Consider the following 19,820-nt stretch of genomic DNA (forward strand, 5'->3'; position numbering starts at 1 on the left):
TGGACGGCGGCGGACGGCCCGCGCGGGCCGTCCGCTTACAATACAGGGAAATAGGATCGACCACCATGTTGGAAAGAAAACTTGGAAAGACGGATGTGACGCTCACCTCGCTGGGGCTGGGAACGTCGCCGCTCGGAGGCTGCAACGTCGACGTCAGCTTCCCGACATTCGAGGCGGTGGTTCTCAAGGCCTACGAACTGGGTGTCCGCTACTTCGACACGGCACCCTTGTACGGGCTGGGGAAGTCGGAACACTCCCTCGGCCACATCCTGAGGAACAACGATCTCGTGGGCAAGGTCGTCGTCAGCACCAAGGCGGGACGCATTCTCAAGCCGGAAAGCCGCGCCAAGCGTGCCGAAAGTCTGTATGGCATCGACTGGGTTAAGGCGCTGCCGTTCGTCGATGAGTACGACTATTCTTATGATGGCATCATGCGTGCGTTCGAGGACAGCCAGCAGCGCATGGGGATGGACCACATCGATATCCTCTATCTTCACGACGTGAGCGGCGAATGGCATCGTGAAGCGTACGACACGCATCTGTCGGCGCTTAGGACCAGCGGCTACAAGGCGTGTGACGAGTTGCGCCGGACGGGGTCCGTCAAGGCGATCGGCCTCGGTGTCAACGAGACCGCTTCGGTCCTGCAGGTGGCGGAGGAGTTCGATCTCGACTGCTCCATGGTGGCCGGACGCTACACCCTTCTGAACCATGGCGCGCTTGAGCATTTCTATCCCGAAATGCAGCGTCGCGGCATCGGCATCATCGCTGCCGGAATCTACAACTCGGGCATTCTCGCCGAGGGCAGCAAGTCGATGACAACGACGCGGACCTATGATTGCCAGCCTGCGCCTGAGGCGATCGTCCGTAAGGTCGAAGCGCTCGAGGTTGTCTGCGAACGCCACGGCGTATCGCTTCCAACCGCCGCCACCCAGTTCGTCTATGCGCATCCAGCGGTGACCGCTGTCGTCCAGGGAGCGCTGACGCGCGAGCACGTCGTGGGGAATGTTGCCGCGATCTCGGCGCCGATCCCGGCCGCGTTTTGGGACGATTTGAAATCGTCCGGCCTCATCCCCGCGGCCGCGCCAGTACCGACGGCGTGACTCTCATGACGATCGACTTGGCTCAACCGAGGCCCTCTGACATCCTGGTCACTTACCGGATCGAAACGGCGGGTAGCCCCGAGGCATTGGCCGCAAAGATAGCGAGCGACCAATCGACTGGGACGTTCGTTGACTTGCCGGGCGAGACACCGGAGCTCAAAGCCCGCGCGGCCGCGAGGATTGTGGGGTTTGAGCACCTGGATGCGATCGAGGTCGCGTCTCTTCCCTCAGAGGGGAGAAAATTCAATCGCGCCCAGGCGACGATCGCCTATCCGCTGGAAGCGGTCGGCACCGATTTGACGGCGCTGACCACGATTGCGCTCGGCGGCGTTTGGTCCATCAAAGGTTTTACCGGGCTGCGGGTCATCGGCCTGCAACTGCCGTCAGAGTTCGACGGCGTTTATCCCGGCCCTCAGTTCGGCATCAAGGGCTCGCGGCGCCTGACTGGCGTTTACGAAAGACCAATCATTGGCACGATCATCAAGCCCGCACTCGGCCTGACCCCCGACGAGACAGCGGAAGTAGTTGCCGATCTTGTCGCTTCCGGCGTCGATTTCATCAAGGACGACGAAAAACTGATGTCGCCACCTTACTCCTCGTTGGAGGCACGAGTGAAAGCGATAATGCCTGTTATCCGTGACGAAGAGCAACGCACGGGTAAGAAGGTGATGTACGCCTTCGGCATATCGGACGTCGATCCTGACGAGATGGTCCGCAAGCACGACATGGTGGTGCGCGAAGGCGGCAACGCCGCAGTTATCAACATCAATTCAATTGGCATGGGCGCTTTCCTGTTTCTGCGTCGGCGCTCGTCGCTGACTTTGCATGCCCATCGAAACGGCTGGGATCTTCTCACTCGACACCCGGGTCTTGGCTTCGACTTCTCGGTTTACCAGCAGCTTTGGCGCCTGCTTGGCGTCGACCAATTCCAGATCAACGGGATCGCTGCCAAATACTGGGAGCCGGACGATTCGTTCGTTCAGTCGTTTCATGATCTCCAGAAGCCGATCTTCCGCGACGCCGACCGCCCCCTGCCGGTCGTCTGCTCGGGCCAATGGGGCGGACAGGCACCTGAGACCTATAGAAGAACGGGGCAGACGGTCGACCACCTGTATCTCTGCGGTGGTGGCGTGGTCAGCCATCCCGGCGGGCCGTCGGCGGGCGTGAAAGCGGTCCGTGCCGCCTGGGACGCCGCCGTCAGCGGAATCGATTTGAATGAATATGCCAAATCGCATCCGGAGTTGGCACAGGCGCTCGCCAAGTTCGGCTCAAAGACCGTATCAGAAGGAAAGTGACAAAGATGGAATACCGTCAACTTGGCCGGTCAGGTCTGAAAATCTCGCAACTGGTCCTTGGCTGCATGAGCTTCGGCGTCGCCGATCGCGGCAACCATGCATGGACGCTGTCCGAAGAAGACAGCAGGCCGTTCATCAAGGAAGCGCTCGACCTCGGCATCAATTGCTTCGACACGGCCAATGTCTACTCCGACGGAACCAGTGAGGAAATTGTCGGCAAGCTGCTGAGAGAGATGGTGCCTCGTGACGAAGTCGTTATTGCCAGCAAGGTCTACGGCAAGATGCGTAATGGCGCAAATGCGGTCGGACTTTCTCGCAAGGCGATCATCGCGGAGGCCGAGGCGAGCCTCAAGCGGCTGGGGACCGACTACATCGACCTCTACCAGATCCATTTCTGGGACAATTCTACGCCCATCGAAGAGACCTTGGAGGCACTGACCGATCTGGTTCGGAGCGGCAAGGTCCGCTACATCGGGGCAAGCAATTGCTACGCGTGGCAGTTCGCGGGCGCTCTCTACAAGTCTGACGCTGCCGGTTGGTCACGCTTCGTTTCGATGCAAGCCCAGATGAACCTCCTCTATCGCGAGGAGGAGCGGGAAATGCTACCTCTCTGCAAGGCAGAAGGTGTGGGGATCATCGCCTTCAGCCCGCTTGCTCGCGGCCGCCTCAGCCGGCCCTGGGAGGAGACCAGCCTGAGGTCCCAGACCGACAATGTGACGGCCCGGTTCTACGGTCACGCTGACGACGCGGACCGGCAAGTCGTGGACATTGTCGCAAAGATCGCAGACACCAAGAACGTGTCGCGGTCACTCGTTGCGATGGCTTGGCTCAACAGCAAGGCGGGCGTGACGGCTCCGATCATCGGCGCCACGAAGCTTCAGCATCTGAGGGACGCGGTCGCCTCTTTGGACGTCAAGTTGAACGACCACGAGATCCAGGAACTCGAGGAGCCCTATTTGCCACACAGGGTGGTGGGCTTGAACTGAGTTATCTCAGCGGGAGCCTAGCTGAAGCGGTCGGCAAGTGGTGCTGTCTTTCTAGACGTGCACAGGTCGTTTCAATCTCGGTTTCGGGACGGCAGCCCATAGAAATTTTCTCGTCGGCGAGTGGCCCAAGCAATTGACGACGACCGCTCAAGTATCATCGCGAGGAACAAATGCCCATGACCCGTCGGTTTGGCGTCAGCGATAGCGAAATCGAGGCTGCCGCACACCTCATGCGATGTGGGCAAGTTGTGGCGTTTCCGACCGAGACGGTCTACGGCCTTGGAGCGGACGCTAGCAACCCAGCTGCGATCGATCGAATCTACGAAGCCAAAGGACGCCCCCGGCATAACCCGCTGATCATCCATGTCTCGGATTTGGAGATGGCGCGGAGAATGGCGCATCTCAGTCCGGTAGCAGAGTTGATTGGTGCGAAATTCTGGCCGGGACCTCTGACATTGCTTCTGCCCAAAAGGGCCGACGCCGGGCTCGCCTCCGCAGTCACTGCAGGCATGAACAATGTCGCGATCCGTTTTCCCTCGTCAACTGTCGCGCAACGACTGATCCGGGCGGTCGGTTTTCCGGTCGCGGCGCCCTCGGCTAATCGCTCGGGAAAGATATCTTCGACACGGTTCGCAGAGGTTGCACGCCAGTTGAACGGACGAATAGCGGGGATCGTTGAAGAAGACGAATGCGATCACGGACTTGAATCGACGATTCTGTCTCTGGTCGGGCTTCCGATCATTCTGCGCCATGGATCGGTTCCCCAGGAAGCCCTGGAAGCTCTACTCGGTCCAATCGGTGAGGACAGTATGCCCGAGAAGGTCGCGGCCCCGGGCCAATTAAGGAGCCATTACGCTCCGGAAGCCACAGTTCGGATGGATTTCAACTCTCCAACAGGCAACACGGTCTGGGTCGGTTTCGGCCCGGAAAGCAAGGGCTGCCAGCTAACGCTATCCAGTTCTGGCGACATGGAGGAGGCTGCACGCAACCTCTACACCGTCATGAGCGAAGCCGATGCTCTCGCTGGGCCAGGTGGCGTGATCGCGTTCGCGTCAGTGCCGCTGGTCGGTATCGGAAGGGCAATAAATGACCGATTGAAACGTGCTGCCGCGCCTCGTTCGACGTAAGCCGATCATGTTGATTCTGCCCGACCGGTGTGGATGAGCCTCCAAAAAAGCTTGCTTTTATAGGTATGACCTTATACCTTACACCTTACTGATTGAGGAGTCGGTCCAAGGAGGTGTTCATCAAACTGGTCTGAGAAATCGAGGCAGGCCGCCGGCGCGGCTGGGCGCGGTCTTCTCATCAATTCCGAAGCGGGCTCTTCCCAAACAATGACGGCAAGGCTGAGGCCCGGTCGTCCGGTACCTTCTATCGACATCTTGAGGACGACTACATGACTGAACTCGAAATTAGGGCGCTCGGCAAAAGCAACGTGAAGGTCACTTCACTCGGGCTAGGCACCGTGCCGCTCTCCGGCTTTAACGCTGATGTCTCCTACGACGAATTCGAAGCCACCATTCTTGCTGGATATGCTGCCGGCATCCGCTACTTCGATTGCGCGCCTATGTACGGCTTCGGGAAATCCGAACATTACCTCGGTCACGCGCTCAGAGCGAACAAGCTGCGTGAAAACGTCGTGGTGAGCACCAAGGTCGGGCGCGTGCTAAAGCCCGCAAGCAAGACGAAGAAGCTTGAAACCGTCTACGGCATCGACTGGATCGACCCGCTTCCGTTTCTCGACACCTATGACTACACCTATGACGGCATAATGCGTGCATTCGAAGACAGCCAACAGCGTCTTGGGCTTGACTATATTGACGTTCTTCTGGTGCACGACGTCGGACGCGCTTGGCATGGCGACCAGAGCGAGTTCTACTGGGATCAGCTCCGAGCCTCCGGTTACAAGGCGCTCGACGAGCTTCGGTCCAGCGGCGCCGTCTCAGCCATCGGCCTCGGGGTCAACGAAACCGACTCTGTCGTCGGTGTCGCGCGTGAATTTCCGATCGACTGCTCGCTGATCGCCGGCCGCTACACCCTCTTGAACCACGCTCCTCTTGAGGCGGCTTTCGACGAGTTGCTCCAGCGGAACGTATCCGTAATCGCGGGAGGTATCTTCAACTCTGGTATCCTGGCGACTGGAGTTGGCGGCGCCACCGCCACGTACGACTATGGCAAGGTTCCGACCGCCGTCGTCGAAAAGGTGAAGGCTATCGAAAACATTTGCTCAAAACATTCGGTGAGCCTGCCCGCAGCTGCGATGCAGTTCGTCTACGCGCATCCCGCGGTAGCCACTCTCGTCATGGGCGCGAAGAACCAATCCGAAGTTGACCAGAACATCAAAGCTATCAACGAGGCGATATCCCCTGCGTTCTGGGATGATTTGAAAGAGGCCGGGCTGCTTCCGGCGAACGCTCCGCTGCCGACTGGCCGATGATGACCAGGGATACGGTCCGCCGCAGCTTCAATTGTGACGCGATCATCGACCCTGTCGCGTTGAGTGAGATGCGCGCAAGTCTCGAAGCGCTCGTCCGGGCATATGGCGACCTTCTTGCGGTGTACTCGTTCATGCATTTGGCGTTGAGGGAGAAGAGCATGCGCATTCTTGTTGGTGAACTCGCCGACCGCGCCGCCGAAATAAAGCGGTCGATTCGTCACGCGTGGCCCGTCGCGCTTGGTTTCACACGCGATGCCCACGGCGTGGTTCATCTCGAAAACACCGACCGCCTGCTGGTCGAGGCGGACGGGCACCTTCAGCGCGGCGTGTTCAGTTCCGACGCGACGCTGCTGGGTTTGCTTTCGAAAGCGGCGGCCGAACTGAATCGTTCGGCCGCTATCCTGGGCACCACGACCTTCGATACGAGCGCATGCTGTGGAAGGTCTCTATTTAAACATGGGGAGGAAAACCATGGGAGCACATTCGATCTGGGTGCTTGAATACTCGCGCAGCCCGGTGCACCCGGTCAGCGGAGTGTTCTACGGCGCTCACAATCAAGGCACGATGAACCTGCCGTTCGCCTACATTCTCATTAAGACAGGAGAGGCCGTGGTGCTGGTCGACGTCGGGCATGACGCCGCCGATTTTGGAGGGCAGATCGCCAATTCAATCGGCGTCACCGGATGGACGCCACCTGACATCGTTCTTGCGGAATGCGGGATAAGGCCCGCAGACGTCACGCATGTCATCCTCACGCACGCGCACTTCGATCACATCGGCGGCCTCAAGTTCTTTCCGAATGCGAAAATTTTCATTCAGAAAAAGGAGTTGGAATCCTGGATGTGGATTTTGGCAAAGGGTCGCCGCTTCCGTTCATTGCAGGCGGGATTGAATCCGGCGGACATCCTCTATTTGACCCAGGCGAATATTGAAGGCCGCCTTGAACTCTTGGAGGGGGAACGTGAGAATTTGCTGCCCGGCATTCATGTCTACCCCGCCTTCGACACGCATACGGCAGGATCGCAGTATGTGGTGGTCGAGCCCGGTGATGGAGCCGAGAAGTATGTCCTGTCTGGCGACGTCATCTATACCTACAGCAACATCACGGGCGGGGACGCCAACGACCCATGCTTCGTACCACCCGGCCTCGCCAATGGCAGCCAGACACGCCTGATCGAGTCCGCCGATGAGATGCTCAAAATCGTCGGCATGGACGAACGTCGCATCGTTCCCATGCACGAGGAGAAGTTGTCAGAAATCTATCCGTCACGCTTGACCGATCGCGAGCTCATGCTCGTCGAGATATGTTTGGCCGACGGAGAGCGTTCCAGGGTGTGACGGATCAGAAAGCCCGCGAACGCGAAGCACGTCAGTTCACAATCGTCCTCCCAGGCGATGCGCAGAGAGAAAGGCCGGGTGTCGATGACCCCGGCCTTTTTCCAATTCACCTTGTTCACATCTACCTGAGCAGAGGGATCAGCTGGCTGACGGAGTTCTTCGCGTCGCCATAGAACATTCGAGTGTTCTCCCTGAAGAACAGGGGATTTTCGATCCCCGAATATCCGGTACCCTGTCCGCGCTTCGAAACGAACACCTGCCGCGCTTTCCATACCTCCAGAACAGGCATGCCGGCGATCGGCGAGTTCGGGTCGTCCTGCGCCGCCGGGTTCACGATATCGTTCGAGCCGATGACGATGACGACGTCGGTCTCCGGGAAGTCCTCGTTGATCTCGTCCATCTCGATGACGATGTCGTAAGGCACCTTCGCCTCGGCGAGGAGCACATTCATGTGGCCAGGCAATCGACCCGCCACAGGATGGATGGCGAAGCGGACGGTCTTGCCAGCTGCGCGCAGCTTGCGCGTCAGTTCCGAAACCGCAGCCTGCGCCTGGGCCACCGCCATTCCGTAACCTGGCACGATGATCACGCTTTGCGCGTCGTTGAGGGCGGTGGCCACTCCGTCGCCATCGATTGCGATCTGCTCGCCTGTGATCTCCATCTGCGGCCCAGCGGAGTTGCCGAAGCCCCCGAGGATTACAGAGAGGAAGCTCCGGTTCATGGCCTTGCACATGATGTAGGACAGGATCGCACCGGACGATCCGACAAGAGCGCCGGTCACGATGAGCAAATCGTTGCCGAGCAGGAAGCCCGTGGCCGCCGCCGCCCAGCCGGAATAGGAGTTCAGCATCGACACTACGACGGGCATGTCCGCCCCGCCGATCGCCATGACGAGATGCGCGCCGAGAAGAAACGCGATCAACGCCATCAGGTATAGCGTCCATGATCCCGCATCATTCATGTAGAGGATCATCAACGAGACCGAGATGACAATCATGGCCGCGTTGCACAGGTGGCGGCCGGCGAAGATCAGTGCTTTGCCGCCGATCCGTCCAGAAAGCTTTCCGTAGGCGACAATCGATCCGGTGAACGTGACCGCTCCGATGAAAACACCGATAAAAATCTCGGCCTCATGAATGACATGCTCGCCCGCAGTTGCGAATGTGTGCACGCTAAGATCGGAATTAATGCCAATCAGGACCGCCGCGAGGCCGACGAAACTGTGCAGCGCCGCCACCAACTGCGGCATCCCCGTCATCTCAACACGCTTCGCCAGGACAGTGCCGAGGATCGCGCCGACGACCAGAGCAGCACCGAGTGCGCCCGACAATGCGACACCTGGTCCAAAAACAGTGGCGATGATGGCGATGCCCATGCCTGTGATACCATACCAGACAGCGCGCTTGGCGCTTTCCTCGCCGGAGAGGCCGCCGAGCGCGAGGATGAAGAGTACTGATGCCGCGATATAGGCGGCGATCTGAATTCCATTGGTCATAGGAGCCTCCCGCTCAGGACTTTTGAAACATCATCAACATGCGTCGGGTAACCATGAAGCCGCCGACGATATTGATGGTCGCGATCAAGACCGACAGGCTCCCGAGCAACGGCACTAGCCAGCCGGGGGAGCCGATCTGCAAAAGAGCACCGAGCACGATGATCCCGGAGATCGCGTTGGTGATGGCCATCAAGGGCGTGTGGAGGGCATGGCTCACGCCCCAGATCACCTGGAAGCCCACGAAGCACGCGAGGACGAACACGATGAAGTGCGCCATGAAAGCAGGCGGCGCGTACGCGCCGACCAATGACATAAGGAGCCCTCCCGCGAAGAGCAGGCCGACCTGCGTGCGTGTAGCGGAGCGGAAGGACGCCATTTCAGCAGCCCGTTTTTCCTCGATCGTGAGTTCCCTTGTCTTCTCCTTCGGCTTCTGCGCGGCAATCGCCTGCACCTTGGGCGGTGGTGGAGGGAAGGTGATATCACCACGAAACGTCACTGTTGCGCCGCGGATAACATCGTCGTCCATGTTGTGAACGATCACGCCATCCTTGCACGGAGTAAGGTCGGCGATCATGTGCCGGATGTTGGTAGAATAAAGGGACGAGGATTGGGCTGCCATCCGGCTTGGATAGTCCGTATAGCCGATAATTGTCACACCATTGTCCGACACCACCTTCTGATCGACGACCGTGAGCTCGCAGTTTCCGCCGCGCTCTGCAGCGAGGTCGACGATGACGGATCCTTGTTTCATGGCCGCAACCATGTCAGCTAACCAGAGCCTCGGAGCGTCGCGACCGGGTATCAAAGCGGTCGTGATGACGATGTCGACTTCCGGAGCAAACTCACGAAACTTGGACAGTTGCTTTTCACGGAACTCTGGCGACGACGGAGCCGCATATCCGCCGGTCGCTGCTCCGTCGCTCTGTTGTGCGTCAAAGTCGAGATAGACGAACCGAGCTCCCATGGATTCGATCTGCTCAGCCACCTCAGGCCGGACATCGAATGCGTAGGTGATCGCGCCGAGGCTGACGCTGGTGCCGATCGCCGCCAACCCCGCTACGCCGGCACCGATGATCAGCACCTTTGCCGGTGGTACTTTTCCAGCCGCGGTGATTTGTCCGGTGAAGAAGCGGCCGAAATTCGCCCCCGCTTCGATGACAGCACGGTAGCCAGCGATATTCGCCATAGAGGACAACGCATCCATCTTCTGAGCGCGGCTGATGCGGGGCACCATGTCCATGGCAATGACGTTCGCGCCGGAAGCTCTTGCACGTTCGAGCAACTTCTGGTTCGCCGCAGGATAAAAGAACGAGATCAGGGTCTTTCCAGGCGAAAGTAAAGTAACTTCATCGTCGGACGGCGGCCGGACCTTGATGATCACATCGGCGGCCGCGACAAGCGCCTGTGCGCTCTCGACGACCGCAGCGCCAGCAGCTCGGTACTCGTCGTCTGAGATGCCCGCCCTAGTCCCGGCTCCTGTCTCGACCATGGGGTCGTGTCCAAGCTTTTTAAGTTGCAATGCCGAGTCCGGTGTCAATGCGACGCGCGCCTCAACGTCCAGCCGCTCACGCAGCGCTCCTATCTTCATCCAAAATCCCTCCTGTTCCAACCAAAGCGTCAGCGCTTCCAAGCTGCGATCTTCCGCGCCGCTTGGGTCCATCGAGCGACGGTCGCCAATCCTCGCTCGTCGTGACCCTAATATCATTAAGCCGTCGCCCTCACAAGAAAACTAAACAAAATCACATTATAATATGTGATGATGTTACTTTGTATTGTGGGGAGCTTGATGTTAAAGATCCGATCCGTGGCTTCGGAGGACTGAGAATGAAGAGAGATGATCGAAGGCAGGCCATCATGGACCTGTTGGTCGAGCAGAGGATGGTGGACCTGGACGACCTATCCGATCGGTTCGCAGTATCGAAGATGACTATTCACCGAGATCTCGACGATCTTGAGCAGGCGGGGATGCTCCGCAAGATCCGTGGCGGGGCGACCATTGAGGCAGGAGGCCAATTCGAAAGCGATTTCCGGTTCCGCCAGCAGCAGGAGGGCGACGCCAAACGACGTATGGCCGAAGCGGCTCTCGAACTCATCGAGCCCGGAATGACGGTCATGATCAACGATGGCTCGATGGCGTCGGTACTCGGCGAAATGTTGCCGCAGAAAAGGCCCCTGACGGTGATCACCAATAATGCCGCGGTAATTGACCGGCTCAAGACGGAATCGGGCGTCAACCTGATCGCAGTGGGCGGAAGCTATTCGGTAAAGTTTAACGGCTTTTTCGGCGTTGTCGCCGAAGAGACCCTGTCGCGCCTGAGCGCCGACATCGCCTTCATTTCTACGCCAGCCATTTCAGGTGCGCGTGTTTATCACATGGACGATAACGTGATCCGCTCGAAACGAGCAATGATCGCAAGCGCTGCGCGTCGGTGTCTACTCGTCAATCACAAGCGTTTCAATCACACTGCTCTTCATGTCCTCGCCACTGTCGACGAATTCGAAGTCATCATCACTGACCAAGAACCGCCGGACGGCGCCCGCGTGGCGTTAGAGAGAGCCAACGTGGCACTTCGCGTCGCATCACTCGAGAGCGAGTGAATATTATCGGAAAGGTCCTTTCGGGTGAGCCGGGTAATGAAGCCGCTGGGACTCGAGTCGACCTCGTCGCTGGCCCGGGCCTTTGTCACGGCCAACTCTTTAGCTCGAATGCTGGCACACGCTAAGCCATCGCGAAACTCCGCAATCGGGTAACCGCATTCGGTGATCTGAGCTTGCCATCCGCTCTGAAGTCCTTCTTACCTCCAGAGGGAAGCGGGCGTCTTCGAAACTTAATTTTTTCACCCTGTGGGCACGCCGCGTAGATCGGCCAGTCAAGTCGGCCATTTAACGGGAATTAAAGGTATTACGTATAAGGTTATACCTTGAGGTTTGTTCCAACAGATTTAGTCAGGTGGTGGAGGAATAATGCGAGACATTCGGAAATTTGGCGTGGCGCTGCGTTTGTCGATCGCTTTTGGGTTACTGCTAATCGCAATGGGAGTTCTATCTCTTTCGTCAATCAAGCAAGTGAATGAGATTAACGCCAAGCTCAGCCTCATTAATGGCAGTAACAGCCAAAAATACAGGAACGGCGTCGATATGCTCGGAGCGGTCCGTGACCGAGCGGTGGCTTTACGCGATATTGTGTTGACTGACTCAGATACGGATCAAGCGACAACAATCGTGATGATGAAAAAGCTGCAGGCGTCCTATGCCTCCAATTCCGCGGAATTGCAGAAGGCTGTGAGTTCTGACGATTCCAGCACTGCCGCTGAGCATCGTCTCGTTGACGCTCTGAAGGCATTTCAGACTGAAGCGGAGCCACTAATTGCCGAAGTTATCAAGCTGACAGTTGATGGGAAAAGAGAACAGGCAAAGCCACTCCTCTTAAATGAACTTCGGCCCAAGTTGACGGCATGGATTGGTGGTTTGAGCAAATTGATCGATTACGAGCAAGCATTGAACCAGGGCGTGGGCGGCAAGGTTAAAGCGGCTTCTGAGGAGTTCAAGTCCCTGACACTTACCGCCCTAAGTGTGGCTGCTTTATTCGGAATAGTCGCGGCAGCGCTCACCACCCGCTCAATCATAGCGCCTCTGGCGAAGCTGCAGCAGTCAGTCCGCCAAATGATAGCCGGGGATATGCAGATTGACCGGGTACTTGAGCGACGGATGGATGAAATCGGTCGGCTCGCCAGGCAGATATCCAGCCTCAAGACGCATATTTCGGAAAAAGCTGAACGCGATGCCACGGCGGAACATCGTCGACAGGACGCTGAGCGGCAGCGTTTAGAGAAGGAAGCGGAGGAGCGCCAGCGCATTGCCGAAGAGACGAGTTCTGCCGTTGAACAAGTTGCTGAAGCTTTGAAGCAATTGTCGCAAGGCAACCTGCACATCCAGCTCAACCGGCCTTTTGCGGGGGCTCTTGAGCCGCTCAGATTGGACTTCAATTTGGCGGTTCGTCAACTTTGCGATGCGATGTCTGAGGTCAACTATAATGCGCAGGCGATTGCTGCCGGTGCTGAAGAAATCCGTACATCGTCCAACGATCTCGCGACCCGGACGGAGCAGCAAGCTGTGGTTGTGGAGCAGACGGCGTCGGTCCTGGCAGATATGACAAGACAGGTGGTGGACGCAAGCCATAGAGCACACGAAGCAGGGGTCCTGGTAAGCGAAACCAAAGAGAATGTAGAGAGGTCAGGCACTGTAATGCGCGAGGCTGTTGAGGCTATGACGAAGATACGGGTCTCTTCAGTCGAAATAGGCAATATTATCGGCGTTATCGATGAAATCGCGTCTCAGACAAACCTTTTGGCCCTAAACGCAGGCATCGAGGCGGCTCGTGCTGGTGAAACTGGTCGCGGTTTTGCGGTGGTAGCGCAGGAGGTCAGAGATTTGGCACAAAGGTCTGCGGCGGCGGCAAAGGAAATCAAGTCCCTGGTTGAGGTATCTAACGTACACATAAATGATGGTGTCCAGCGCGTGCACCAAGCCGGTAATGCCTTGGGGCAAATCGTTATCCAGGTGCAGAGCGTCAATCAAAACGTCGACGCCATTGCTCAAGTTTCTCGCGTGCAAGCGGACGGGCTCAAGGACATCAATTTCTCAGTAGGGAAGATTGAATCAGCGACGCAACAAAACGCAGCTATGGTGGAAGAGTCGACGGCTGCCGTCAACAACCTGGCGAAAGAGGCAGCATCGCTTTTCGAGATGTTATCCAGGTTCCAGATAGATGACGGGAAAGCAAACACTGACTGCGCTGAACAGCCATCGTTCTCTGTGGCCGTAGCATCGTCAACGGCGGTCCTGCAAAGCAGCGTATCAAGGTTCACAGCATGACCTGCCACTAACAAATTACTGCAGAGTGATTTAGAGGCTAACGAAGCGCGTATCCGTGAATGCCCGCCCCGAGATATTCTCTCACGGGCGGTCGACGCGATATCTGAGATGTACGGAGCCAAGGTTGGCTGGTTCGACGCTGAGAAGCGTGAGCCTTACCTTGTCCGCGAGCCCATCGTCACCGCCCTCGAATATAGCCGGAGAATTCGACTTGCCTCCGATCGCCGGAAAGACGACCACACTGACCTCATCAACAAAACCCGCGTTCAGGAAATGCCCATTCGTTTGTGCTCCGCCTTCCAGCATCAGACGCTTCACGCCGAACTCTTCGCCGAGAATGTCTAGCGCGTATTTTAGATCGACGGCATCAGCCTGGGACACAATATAGGAAACTCCGGCCTGCATCAGGCCCGCCAGGTATACGTCGTCTACATCTCGTGCGGTCAGGACGACAACGTGAGCGCCATCGATGTCGCCCTTGTCCCAGCGCAGCCGACCATCTTTATCGACGATCACGGCGAACTCGTTGGCATCTGGATCGGCGATATGGACCGGTCGCTCGGCTTTGCCGGTTGTTTCATAGGGTTGGTCGACGGCGTCGGCAAATTCCTCTCCCGTCGCTCTTCCCGAAAGCCAGGCGTCGGCGCCGATCTTCTCATGCAAGGAATCGTAGACGTTCACGAGTTCATCAATCGAATGGCCGGTCCCCTCGGCCCAGTCGTTGACGATCAGTCGGCCGTCCAGCGGCGACATCATGTGACAAATCACATATGGTCTTGTCATTGGACTATTTTCCTCTGCTAAGCATTCGCCATCAGCGTCCGTAGTTTAACCACGCCACGAACTTCTCTTTCCAGTCGGGATGCCAACGTGAAAGAGCCGGCCGGTTCAGGATCATATCATCGGCTGCCCAGAGGATCCGCCGGGCATCAATCTGCGACGTGACCGCGTTATCCGGGCAAATTATGTAGAAGTCCCCGTTCAGGAGACGAGCCAGGAAGTATTCCGCCACCTGCTCGGCCGTCCATGCCTCATCCGGTTTCGCGGCGCCCTGTGGCTTAAAAGCCATGTTCATCGGTGTCCATGTGTAGCCTGGGACGAGAAGATGTGCCGATACGCGGCCTGCGGTCACCTTCAGTAACTCGTGCGCCAGCTGTTCGGTCAGTACCTTGACCGCTGCCTTCGCCACAGAATACGCAGCGTTGCCTGGAGGAGTCGTGATACCTTCCTTGGAACCAAGGTTGATGACCGCCGAAGTGCGGCTCGACTCAATCAGGTAAGGCACGAAAAGGTGCTGCGCGGCCAGGACACCTCCGAAATTTACTTCGATCTGACGTCGCCACTTTGCGGGATCGTCCCAGGGGCCTGCTCCCTGCGTAATGCCTGCGTTATTTACAAGCACGGCCACCTCGCCGAACCGGGAAAGCGTTTCGTCGCGCAACTTCGTCAGCGCTGAGAGATCCGACACATCGCCGCTCACGCAGAGGGCGTCGACGCCAACTGTTGAGGCAACATTCTGGAGCGCGTCCGCGTCTAGGTCGAACAGCGCAAGCCGCATGCCGCGGGCTGCAAAAGTCCTCGCAATTGCCAACCCGATGCCGTTCGCAGCGCCCGTGACGACTGCAACGCGGCCGGGAGCAACGATGCCTTCCATTCTCTCGCTCATGTTTTTCCTTCTTATCGTGACTCGTGGCTCTGAGCAGTGGAAGTCGCACCGCAGTCGTAACATCCCGCCAGTGCATGCGAATTCCCACTTTTTCGCTCCACTAACGACCGCCCTTACAAACTATGCCATCGCCTTCAAGCCAACTTCAGCCAGATCGGACCATATTGGTTTGCGGTAAGCGCGGCGCCGTTTCATCGTTGGAAAAAGATAGATTACTCGACCGAACGCTTAAAGTGAGGCTAATTGCACACGCTGATGATCACTGCTCATGCATCGCGACGAGTGAGACGCCGTGCTGAGGTCCGGGGTCCCCCGAGGGGGTGACCATTGCGGATTTTCCTGCAGGTCACCTTGATGAATTTCGCTCACCGCCGCGGTCGATTTTGCTCATGTAACAAAAGTGGCTCTCCCTGATTTTCTTAGGCGACGTCTTGGGGCGACCCGGGCGTCGAGAAAAAGCAATGGAGTGAAATCATGACAGACAATAAACCCCTCGCTTTGGTGACTGGCGGCTCGTCGGGGATTGGCCTCGAGCTTGCAAAGCAGTTCGCGCAGAATGGTTTCGATGTCGCCATCTCCGGCTCCAGCGACAAGGTAAGCGAAGCGGCCGACGTCATCCGACGCTTAAGCGCGGCGGAGGCCTATCCATTCAAAGCGGACGCCTCGACGTACGAGGGCGTCGAGAGCTTCTGGACCTTCACCCAGGGACTAGGCCGCCCAGTAGAAGCCGCTGCTCTAAACGTTGGCGTCGGTATTGGTGGTGCCTTCGTGGACAACAACCTCGATGATGAGCTTCGCCTCCTCGCAATCAACGTCACGGGTACCGTCCATATGGCTAAACGTGTCGTCCAGCACATGGTTAAGAACGGCCGCGGCAGGATTCTCATCACCTCCTCGGTTTCAGCGACACAGCCCACTCCGTACGAAACCGTCTACGGCCCTTCAAAAGCGTTCGGTTACATGTTCGCGGAGTCCCTGCGGGAGGAGTTGCGCTCGACCGGGGTCACCGTGACGGCGCTGCTTCCAGGCGCCACCAACAGCGACTTCCACGCAAACGCCGGAATGGGGGGCACAAAGCTGGGCGGCCTAAAGAAGAACGACAAGACGCTCGTCGCCAAGCAGGGGTTCGAGGCCCTCATGAACGACGTGGACCATGTCGTTGGCGGAGATCAGGAGACCAAGCTGCAGGCGATAGAAAACCGGACGATCCCGGAGCCCGTCAAAGCCGCCCGCCAAGCCGAGCTGACTCGACCACAGTGAAGGAGCCCGTCATGTCGAATCTTAAAGAGAAGGTCACCATCGTGACAGGAGCTTCGTCGGGAATTGGAGCGGCGACAGCTAAACGCCTTGCGGAGAAGGGTGCGCGCGTAGTCCTTGCCGGCCGCAACGAGGGACGCCTCGCGAAGATCGTCGAGGAAATCACCAGATCGGGCGGCATCGCCAGCCACCACGTTGCCGATGCGACCGATTTCGAAAGCACCAAAATGCTCGTCGCTTTCGCCAGGAGGACATACGGCCCTGTCGATATCCTGGTCAACAATGCGGGGCTCATGCTCTTCTCATATTGGAAGAATGTCGCGGTCGGCGACTGGAACAAGATGATCGACACCAACCTGCGTGGCTACTTGCATGCAATCGCTGCGGTGCTGCCTTCGATGTTGGAGCGAAGGTCGGGCCGAATCTTGAACATGAGCTCTATCGCTGGCGTCCATGTCGGCGATGCGGCAGGCGTTTACGGCGCGACAAAGTTTTTCATCCGCGGAATCACCGAAAGCCTCAGAAAGGAGGTCGGGGTCGGAAATGGAATTCAGATCTCGATGATCAGTCCTGGCGTAATCGACACCGGCTGGGCCGACAAGGTCGAAGACGAAACGGCTAGGAAGATCGCTGGCGAGCTCAACAAGCAGGGTATTCCGCCGTCGTCGGTCGCGGACGCCGTGATCTATGCCCTAGACCAGCCTCCGGAGATCACGATCAATGATATCGTCGTGCACCCAACTCGGCAGGACTGGTAGATCGCCGGCGCTGGATGCTGGTCGGTTTTCAGCGCCGTTGATTTTGAGCCTCCAAGACTGCCAGCGGGTAGTAAGTTCATTCAAGGCTGGATCCTGTTCGGCGTCTGCGCAATCTCACCTGTGCATTGGGCCATCTCTGGCCTGAGGATCACGAAGCCTTATTGCGTAACCGTGGGCAGCTTGGAGGTTGTCTTTATGTGCGGCGACCCTCGCCCATCTCGTCAACCGAAGACCACGACGAGACGCTAAAGTCGACACTCTGGGCCCGATCGCTCAACGTGCCCAAATCGGACATCTCGAGGTTGACTTTCATCCTGCCTGCAACAGCACCAAACTCCTTTAGGGCATATGTTTGAGTGCCTTTTTCCCGCATCAAATAACGGGGTAGACAAGGCCAATCGAATTGGGAATGAAGGAGCGGTTTGCAACTCCGTCTCGGTTTGTGTAAAGGCAATTTTAATTCAACGCAAGCGTGAGTATCGTTCACCCATGGCATCGACGCGAGCGGATCTAGCCGACCTTGAAGCTTTCGTCGCGATCGCGCGGGCAGGAGGGTTCCGAAAGGCCGCCGCAATTCGCGGCGTCTCGGGCTCCGCTCTCAGCCACTCGATCAGGGGCTTGGAGAATCGCCTCGGCGTTCGTCTGTTTCATCGGACAAGTAGGAGCATAAGTCTCACCGCTGCCGGCGAAGTGCTCCTTGCCGAGCTTGAACCACGTTTCCTCGGCATACAGGCCGCGATCGATCTTCTTGACAGCTTCAGAAGCGGGCCTAGCGGCAGAGTGAGAGTGAACACTCTCCGTGACGCGGCCCAGCTGCTGATTGCTCCCCGAATGCCAAGCTTTCGGCGCAGCTACCCAGATGTCGAAATCGAAATCAGCGTTGACGATCGCTTTATCGACATGGTCGCGGAAGGCTTCGACGCCGGAATCCGTTACGGGGGAACCGTCCCCGAGGGAATGATCGCTTCGCGCCTGACGCCCGAACTCGAATGGGTCGTCGTCGGTTCGCCAGCCTATCTCAACGAGCGCGGGCGACCCGAACGGCCGACGGACCTCTTAAAACACGAATGCATCCGGATCCGAACCGGTACAGATCACGTCTACAAATGGGAGCTCGGCAACGGGGATTGCATGGTGGCTCTCGACGTTCCGGGATTGCTCACGCTCGGAGATTCGGAACTGTCGATCCGCATGGCGGAAGAGGGGTGCGGTCTCTTCTATTGTTTGCGGGCACGGGTCGAGGACAAACTCGCCGCTGGCGTGCTCGAGGTAGTGTTGCCAGACTGGACGTCGAATGGGCCAGGTTTCCACGCCTATTACGTTTCGCACCGACAGGTGCCGTCGGCTCTCCGGACATTTCTCGATCACCTTAAGGCGCCGATTTCGGATGTATGAAGGCTGACGATCCTACAGCTAAGGCGGGCCGCTAGCCAAACACTTCGCGGCTCCCGCAACGGCGACCGCAAGGCGTTCCCAATATTTCTTTGCTGCCGATTTACGGCGGTACGAAACCTACTTCGCGCAGAATACGAGCAGATTGTTGCAGGACCTTAGCGGTCCGGCTGTGCATCCTTTTGACACCACGACTGACGCGCAGACTTGCATGAATGTGCACGATGAAAGCGAATTCAGATGAAAAAACCTCATCCATTTCACGAAATAATGCGTTTGAAATCGCAGCAAAAAGCGAAGATGGTTCGTTGCAAGGAGGCCTCTGAGCTTGGATCAACCGAAAGCATAAGCTGGCCCCGAGCCCACGATTTCCTTCTAGGAGTGAGCCCAATTCCGCGCCTATGAGGGCGTCCAGCACTTCAATATGAAGGCGTCAATCTCCAGGTCTTCGGCGACTTCATCCACGGCACGGGCATGACACCGGGCCGGACAACATCATTGACGTCGCATTGCAATGTCCTTGGTCGCGTCGGACGACATTCCGCATCCGCCTCAGGAGTTCGTTTTGACTGTGCAAGAAGAAGTCTGGGCGCGGAAATCGGCGCTTCGACGATGCGAAACTCACCGGCACGCGCTGCCGAGTTCCATAAATATGCTTACGCCTGAGACCTCGAATTTTGAGTGCCTTGCGCGCGACGTGAGGGGTCGATGGTTCGTATCCTTTCGACTGCACCAGACGTCGTAGGCGAACGAGGGCGCTCCCGATGATGGGTTGAGCGCCCTTGGCGTGTCAGGAGGAGTCGCGCCCCTCAAGAAGGTGCAGGGCGGTGACGAGTACGAAGTAGCTTTGCAATGAGGTTTCGACCAAGGACTAAGTCCTTGTATGAAGGGTTCGAAATGGCTGAGTTGCCAGGCGGCGGAAACAGCGTTCCCACGTTGGGCGGACCTGGATCCGCCAGATTCGCAAACCCCAATGTGGTCCGACCTCCGTGAAGCCCCGGATCATGTCCCAGGACGGTGGTGTAGCTTAGACGACCACGGCTCATCCCAGAGGGCCGGATGAGTGTCAGCTTGCTGCTGGCAGGCTGATGAGGGGATCATCGCTCATTGTGGCGATTGTCTCAAGTGTCATGTAGCGGGATCGCTGGACGGCCCATTCATCGTTCTGTTCGAGCAGCAGCGCACCGACCAGGCGCACGATGGCGTCGTCGTTGGGGAAGA

Annotated in this window: 16 protein-coding genes and 1 pseudogene; 12 read left to right on the forward strand and 5 right to left on the reverse strand. The window is 57.8% G+C overall.

From position 1 onward, the window contains the following. The first annotated feature begins 65 nt into the window (after positions 1 to 65). The 7 genes from EFB14_RS24330 (at position 66) to EFB14_RS24360 (ending at position 7,156) form a co-directional block, all read left to right on the forward strand. Positions 66 to 1,100, forward strand: coding sequence for an aldo/keto reductase (locus tag EFB14_RS24330; protein ID WP_097600936.1), 1,035 nt, complete (start codon positions 66 to 68; stop codon positions 1,098 to 1,100). Between the two features lie 5 nt (positions 1,101 to 1,105). Next, the gene (gene oiaX, locus EFB14_RS24335) at positions 1,106 to 2,395 is read left to right on the forward strand and encodes a 3-oxo-isoapionate-4-phosphate decarboxylase OiaX (RefSeq protein WP_164737578.1); all 1,290 of its coding nucleotides are present in this window, start codon (positions 1,106 to 1,108) and stop codon (positions 2,393 to 2,395) included. 5 nt (positions 2,396 to 2,400) lie between these two features. Beyond that, positions 2,401 to 3,381: an aldo/keto reductase gene (locus tag EFB14_RS24340; RefSeq protein WP_097600935.1), complete on the forward strand. Its 981-nt coding sequence runs from the start codon at positions 2,401 to 2,403 to the stop codon at positions 3,379 to 3,381. Positions 3,382 to 3,557: 176 nt separating this feature from the next. Continuing rightward, positions 3,558 to 4,508 (forward strand): L-threonylcarbamoyladenylate synthase, encoded by a 951-nt coding sequence (locus tag EFB14_RS24345; protein ID WP_342635074.1) that lies wholly within the window; start codon positions 3,558 to 3,560, stop codon positions 4,506 to 4,508. A 269-nt stretch (positions 4,509 to 4,777) separates the two neighbouring features. Beyond that, positions 4,778 to 5,818 (forward strand): aldo/keto reductase, encoded by a 1,041-nt coding sequence (locus EFB14_RS24350; protein ID WP_126829186.1) that lies wholly within the window; start codon positions 4,778 to 4,780, stop codon positions 5,816 to 5,818. Next, positions 5,815 to 6,318, forward strand: coding sequence for a hypothetical protein (locus EFB14_RS24355; protein ID WP_126829187.1), 504 nt, complete (start codon positions 5,815 to 5,817; stop codon positions 6,316 to 6,318). Before EFB14_RS24350 ends, EFB14_RS24355 begins: the two co-directional genes overlap by 4 nt. Continuing rightward, positions 6,290 to 7,156 (forward strand): N-acyl homoserine lactonase family protein, encoded by an 867-nt coding sequence (locus EFB14_RS24360; protein ID WP_126829188.1) that lies wholly within the window; start codon positions 6,290 to 6,292, stop codon positions 7,154 to 7,156. Before EFB14_RS24355 ends, EFB14_RS24360 begins: the two co-directional genes overlap by 29 nt. A gap of 121 nt (positions 7,157 to 7,277) precedes the next feature. Here EFB14_RS24360 and EFB14_RS24365 read toward each other — a convergent pair whose 3' ends face one another. Beyond that, on the reverse strand, positions 7,278 to 8,651 hold the full coding sequence (locus EFB14_RS24365) for an NAD(P)(+) transhydrogenase (Re/Si-specific) subunit beta (RefSeq protein ID WP_126829189.1): 1,374 nt from the start codon (positions 8,649 to 8,651) through the stop codon (positions 7,278 to 7,280). A gap of 13 nt (positions 8,652 to 8,664) precedes the next feature. Then, positions 8,665 to 10,239 (reverse strand): Re/Si-specific NAD(P)(+) transhydrogenase subunit alpha, encoded by a 1,575-nt coding sequence (locus EFB14_RS24370; protein ID WP_126829207.1) that lies wholly within the window; start codon positions 10,237 to 10,239, stop codon positions 8,665 to 8,667. A 236-nt stretch (positions 10,240 to 10,475) separates the two neighbouring features. Between EFB14_RS24370 and EFB14_RS24375 the strand changes: the two genes are divergently transcribed. Further along, positions 10,476 to 11,249: a DeoR/GlpR family DNA-binding transcription regulator gene (locus tag EFB14_RS24375; RefSeq protein ID WP_126829190.1), complete on the forward strand. Its 774-nt coding sequence runs from the start codon at positions 10,476 to 10,478 to the stop codon at positions 11,247 to 11,249. Between the two features lie 390 nt (positions 11,250 to 11,639). Beyond that, a complete protein-coding gene (locus EFB14_RS24380) occupies positions 11,640 to 13,526 on the forward strand; it encodes a methyl-accepting chemotaxis protein (RefSeq protein WP_281015435.1) in 1,887 nt (628 codons plus the stop codon). Positions 13,527 to 13,607: 81 nt separating this feature from the next. On the opposite strand, the gene EFB14_RS24385 is transcribed toward EFB14_RS24380, so the two are convergent. Both EFB14_RS24385 and EFB14_RS24390 read right to left on the reverse strand, forming a co-directional pair. Then, a complete protein-coding gene (locus tag EFB14_RS24385) occupies positions 13,608 to 14,309 on the reverse strand; it encodes a RibD family protein (RefSeq protein WP_126829192.1) in 702 nt (233 codons plus the stop codon). A gap of 31 nt (positions 14,310 to 14,340) precedes the next feature. After that, positions 14,341 to 15,192 (reverse strand): SDR family NAD(P)-dependent oxidoreductase, encoded by an 852-nt coding sequence (locus tag EFB14_RS24390; RefSeq protein ID WP_126829193.1) that lies wholly within the window; start codon positions 15,190 to 15,192, stop codon positions 14,341 to 14,343. 474 nt (positions 15,193 to 15,666) lie between these two features. Here EFB14_RS24390 and EFB14_RS24395 point away from each other — a divergent pair, with 474 nt between their 5' ends. The 3 genes from EFB14_RS24395 (at position 15,667) to EFB14_RS24405 (ending at position 18,602) form a co-directional block, all read left to right on the forward strand. Beyond that, complete coding sequence (locus EFB14_RS24395; protein WP_183604905.1) at positions 15,667 to 16,452, forward strand: SDR family NAD(P)-dependent oxidoreductase; 786 nt, start codon at positions 15,667 to 15,669, stop codon at positions 16,450 to 16,452. A gap of 11 nt (positions 16,453 to 16,463) precedes the next feature. Continuing rightward, the gene (locus EFB14_RS24400; RefSeq protein ID WP_126829194.1) at positions 16,464 to 17,207 is read left to right on the forward strand and encodes an SDR family oxidoreductase; all 744 of its coding nucleotides are present in this window, start codon (positions 16,464 to 16,466) and stop codon (positions 17,205 to 17,207) included. Between the two features lie 489 nt (positions 17,208 to 17,696). Continuing rightward, positions 17,697 to 18,602: a LysR family transcriptional regulator gene (locus EFB14_RS24405; RefSeq protein WP_126829209.1), complete on the forward strand. Its 906-nt coding sequence runs from the start codon at positions 17,697 to 17,699 to the stop codon at positions 18,600 to 18,602. Between the two features lie 1,063 nt (positions 18,603 to 19,665). On the opposite strand, the pseudogene EFB14_RS24410 reads toward EFB14_RS24405, so the two are convergent. Beyond that, positions 19,666 to 19,820, reverse strand: a pseudogene (locus tag EFB14_RS24410) (IS256 family transposase); the annotation flags it as partial.

Source organism: Rhizobium fabae (assembly GCF_003985135.1).
In the GTDB taxonomy this organism is placed as follows: domain Bacteria; phylum Pseudomonadota; class Alphaproteobacteria; order Rhizobiales; family Rhizobiaceae; genus Rhizobium; species Rhizobium pisi.

Coding starts and splice junctions, on each gene's coding strand:
- EFB14_RS24360 (WP_126829188.1), top strand. CDS start 6,290: ATGGGAGCACATTCGATCTGGGTGCTTGAATACTCGCGCAGCCCGGTG.
- EFB14_RS24395 (WP_183604905.1), top strand. CDS start 15,667: ATGACAGACAATAAACCCCTCGCTTTGGTGACTGGCGGCTCGTCGGGG.
- EFB14_RS24385 (WP_126829192.1), bottom strand. CDS start 14,309: ATGACAAGACCATATGTGATTTGTCACATGATGTCGCCGCTGGACGGC.
- EFB14_RS24400 (WP_126829194.1), top strand. CDS start 16,464: ATGTCGAATCTTAAAGAGAAGGTCACCATCGTGACAGGAGCTTCGTCG.
- EFB14_RS24350 (WP_126829186.1), top strand. CDS start 4,778: ATGACTGAACTCGAAATTAGGGCGCTCGGCAAAAGCAACGTGAAGGTC.
- EFB14_RS24365 (WP_126829189.1), bottom strand. CDS start 8,651: ATGACCAATGGAATTCAGATCGCCGCCTATATCGCGGCATCAGTACTC.
- EFB14_RS24345 (WP_342635074.1), top strand. CDS start 3,558: ATGACCCGTCGGTTTGGCGTCAGCGATAGCGAAATCGAGGCTGCCGCA.
- EFB14_RS24330 (WP_097600936.1), top strand. CDS start 66: ATGTTGGAAAGAAAACTTGGAAAGACGGATGTGACGCTCACCTCGCTG.
- EFB14_RS24405 (WP_126829209.1), top strand. CDS start 17,697: ATGGCATCGACGCGAGCGGATCTAGCCGACCTTGAAGCTTTCGTCGCG.
- oiaX (WP_164737578.1), top strand. CDS start 1,106: ATGACGATCGACTTGGCTCAACCGAGGCCCTCTGACATCCTGGTCACT.
- EFB14_RS24355 (WP_126829187.1), top strand. CDS start 5,815: ATGATGACCAGGGATACGGTCCGCCGCAGCTTCAATTGTGACGCGATC.
- EFB14_RS24390 (WP_126829193.1), bottom strand. CDS start 15,192: ATGAGCGAGAGAATGGAAGGCATCGTTGCTCCCGGCCGCGTTGCAGTC.
- EFB14_RS24375 (WP_126829190.1), top strand. CDS start 10,476: ATGAAGAGAGATGATCGAAGGCAGGCCATCATGGACCTGTTGGTCGAG.
- EFB14_RS24370 (WP_126829207.1), bottom strand. CDS start 10,239: ATGAAGATAGGAGCGCTGCGTGAGCGGCTGGACGTTGAGGCGCGCGTC.
- EFB14_RS24340 (WP_097600935.1), top strand. CDS start 2,401: ATGGAATACCGTCAACTTGGCCGGTCAGGTCTGAAAATCTCGCAACTG.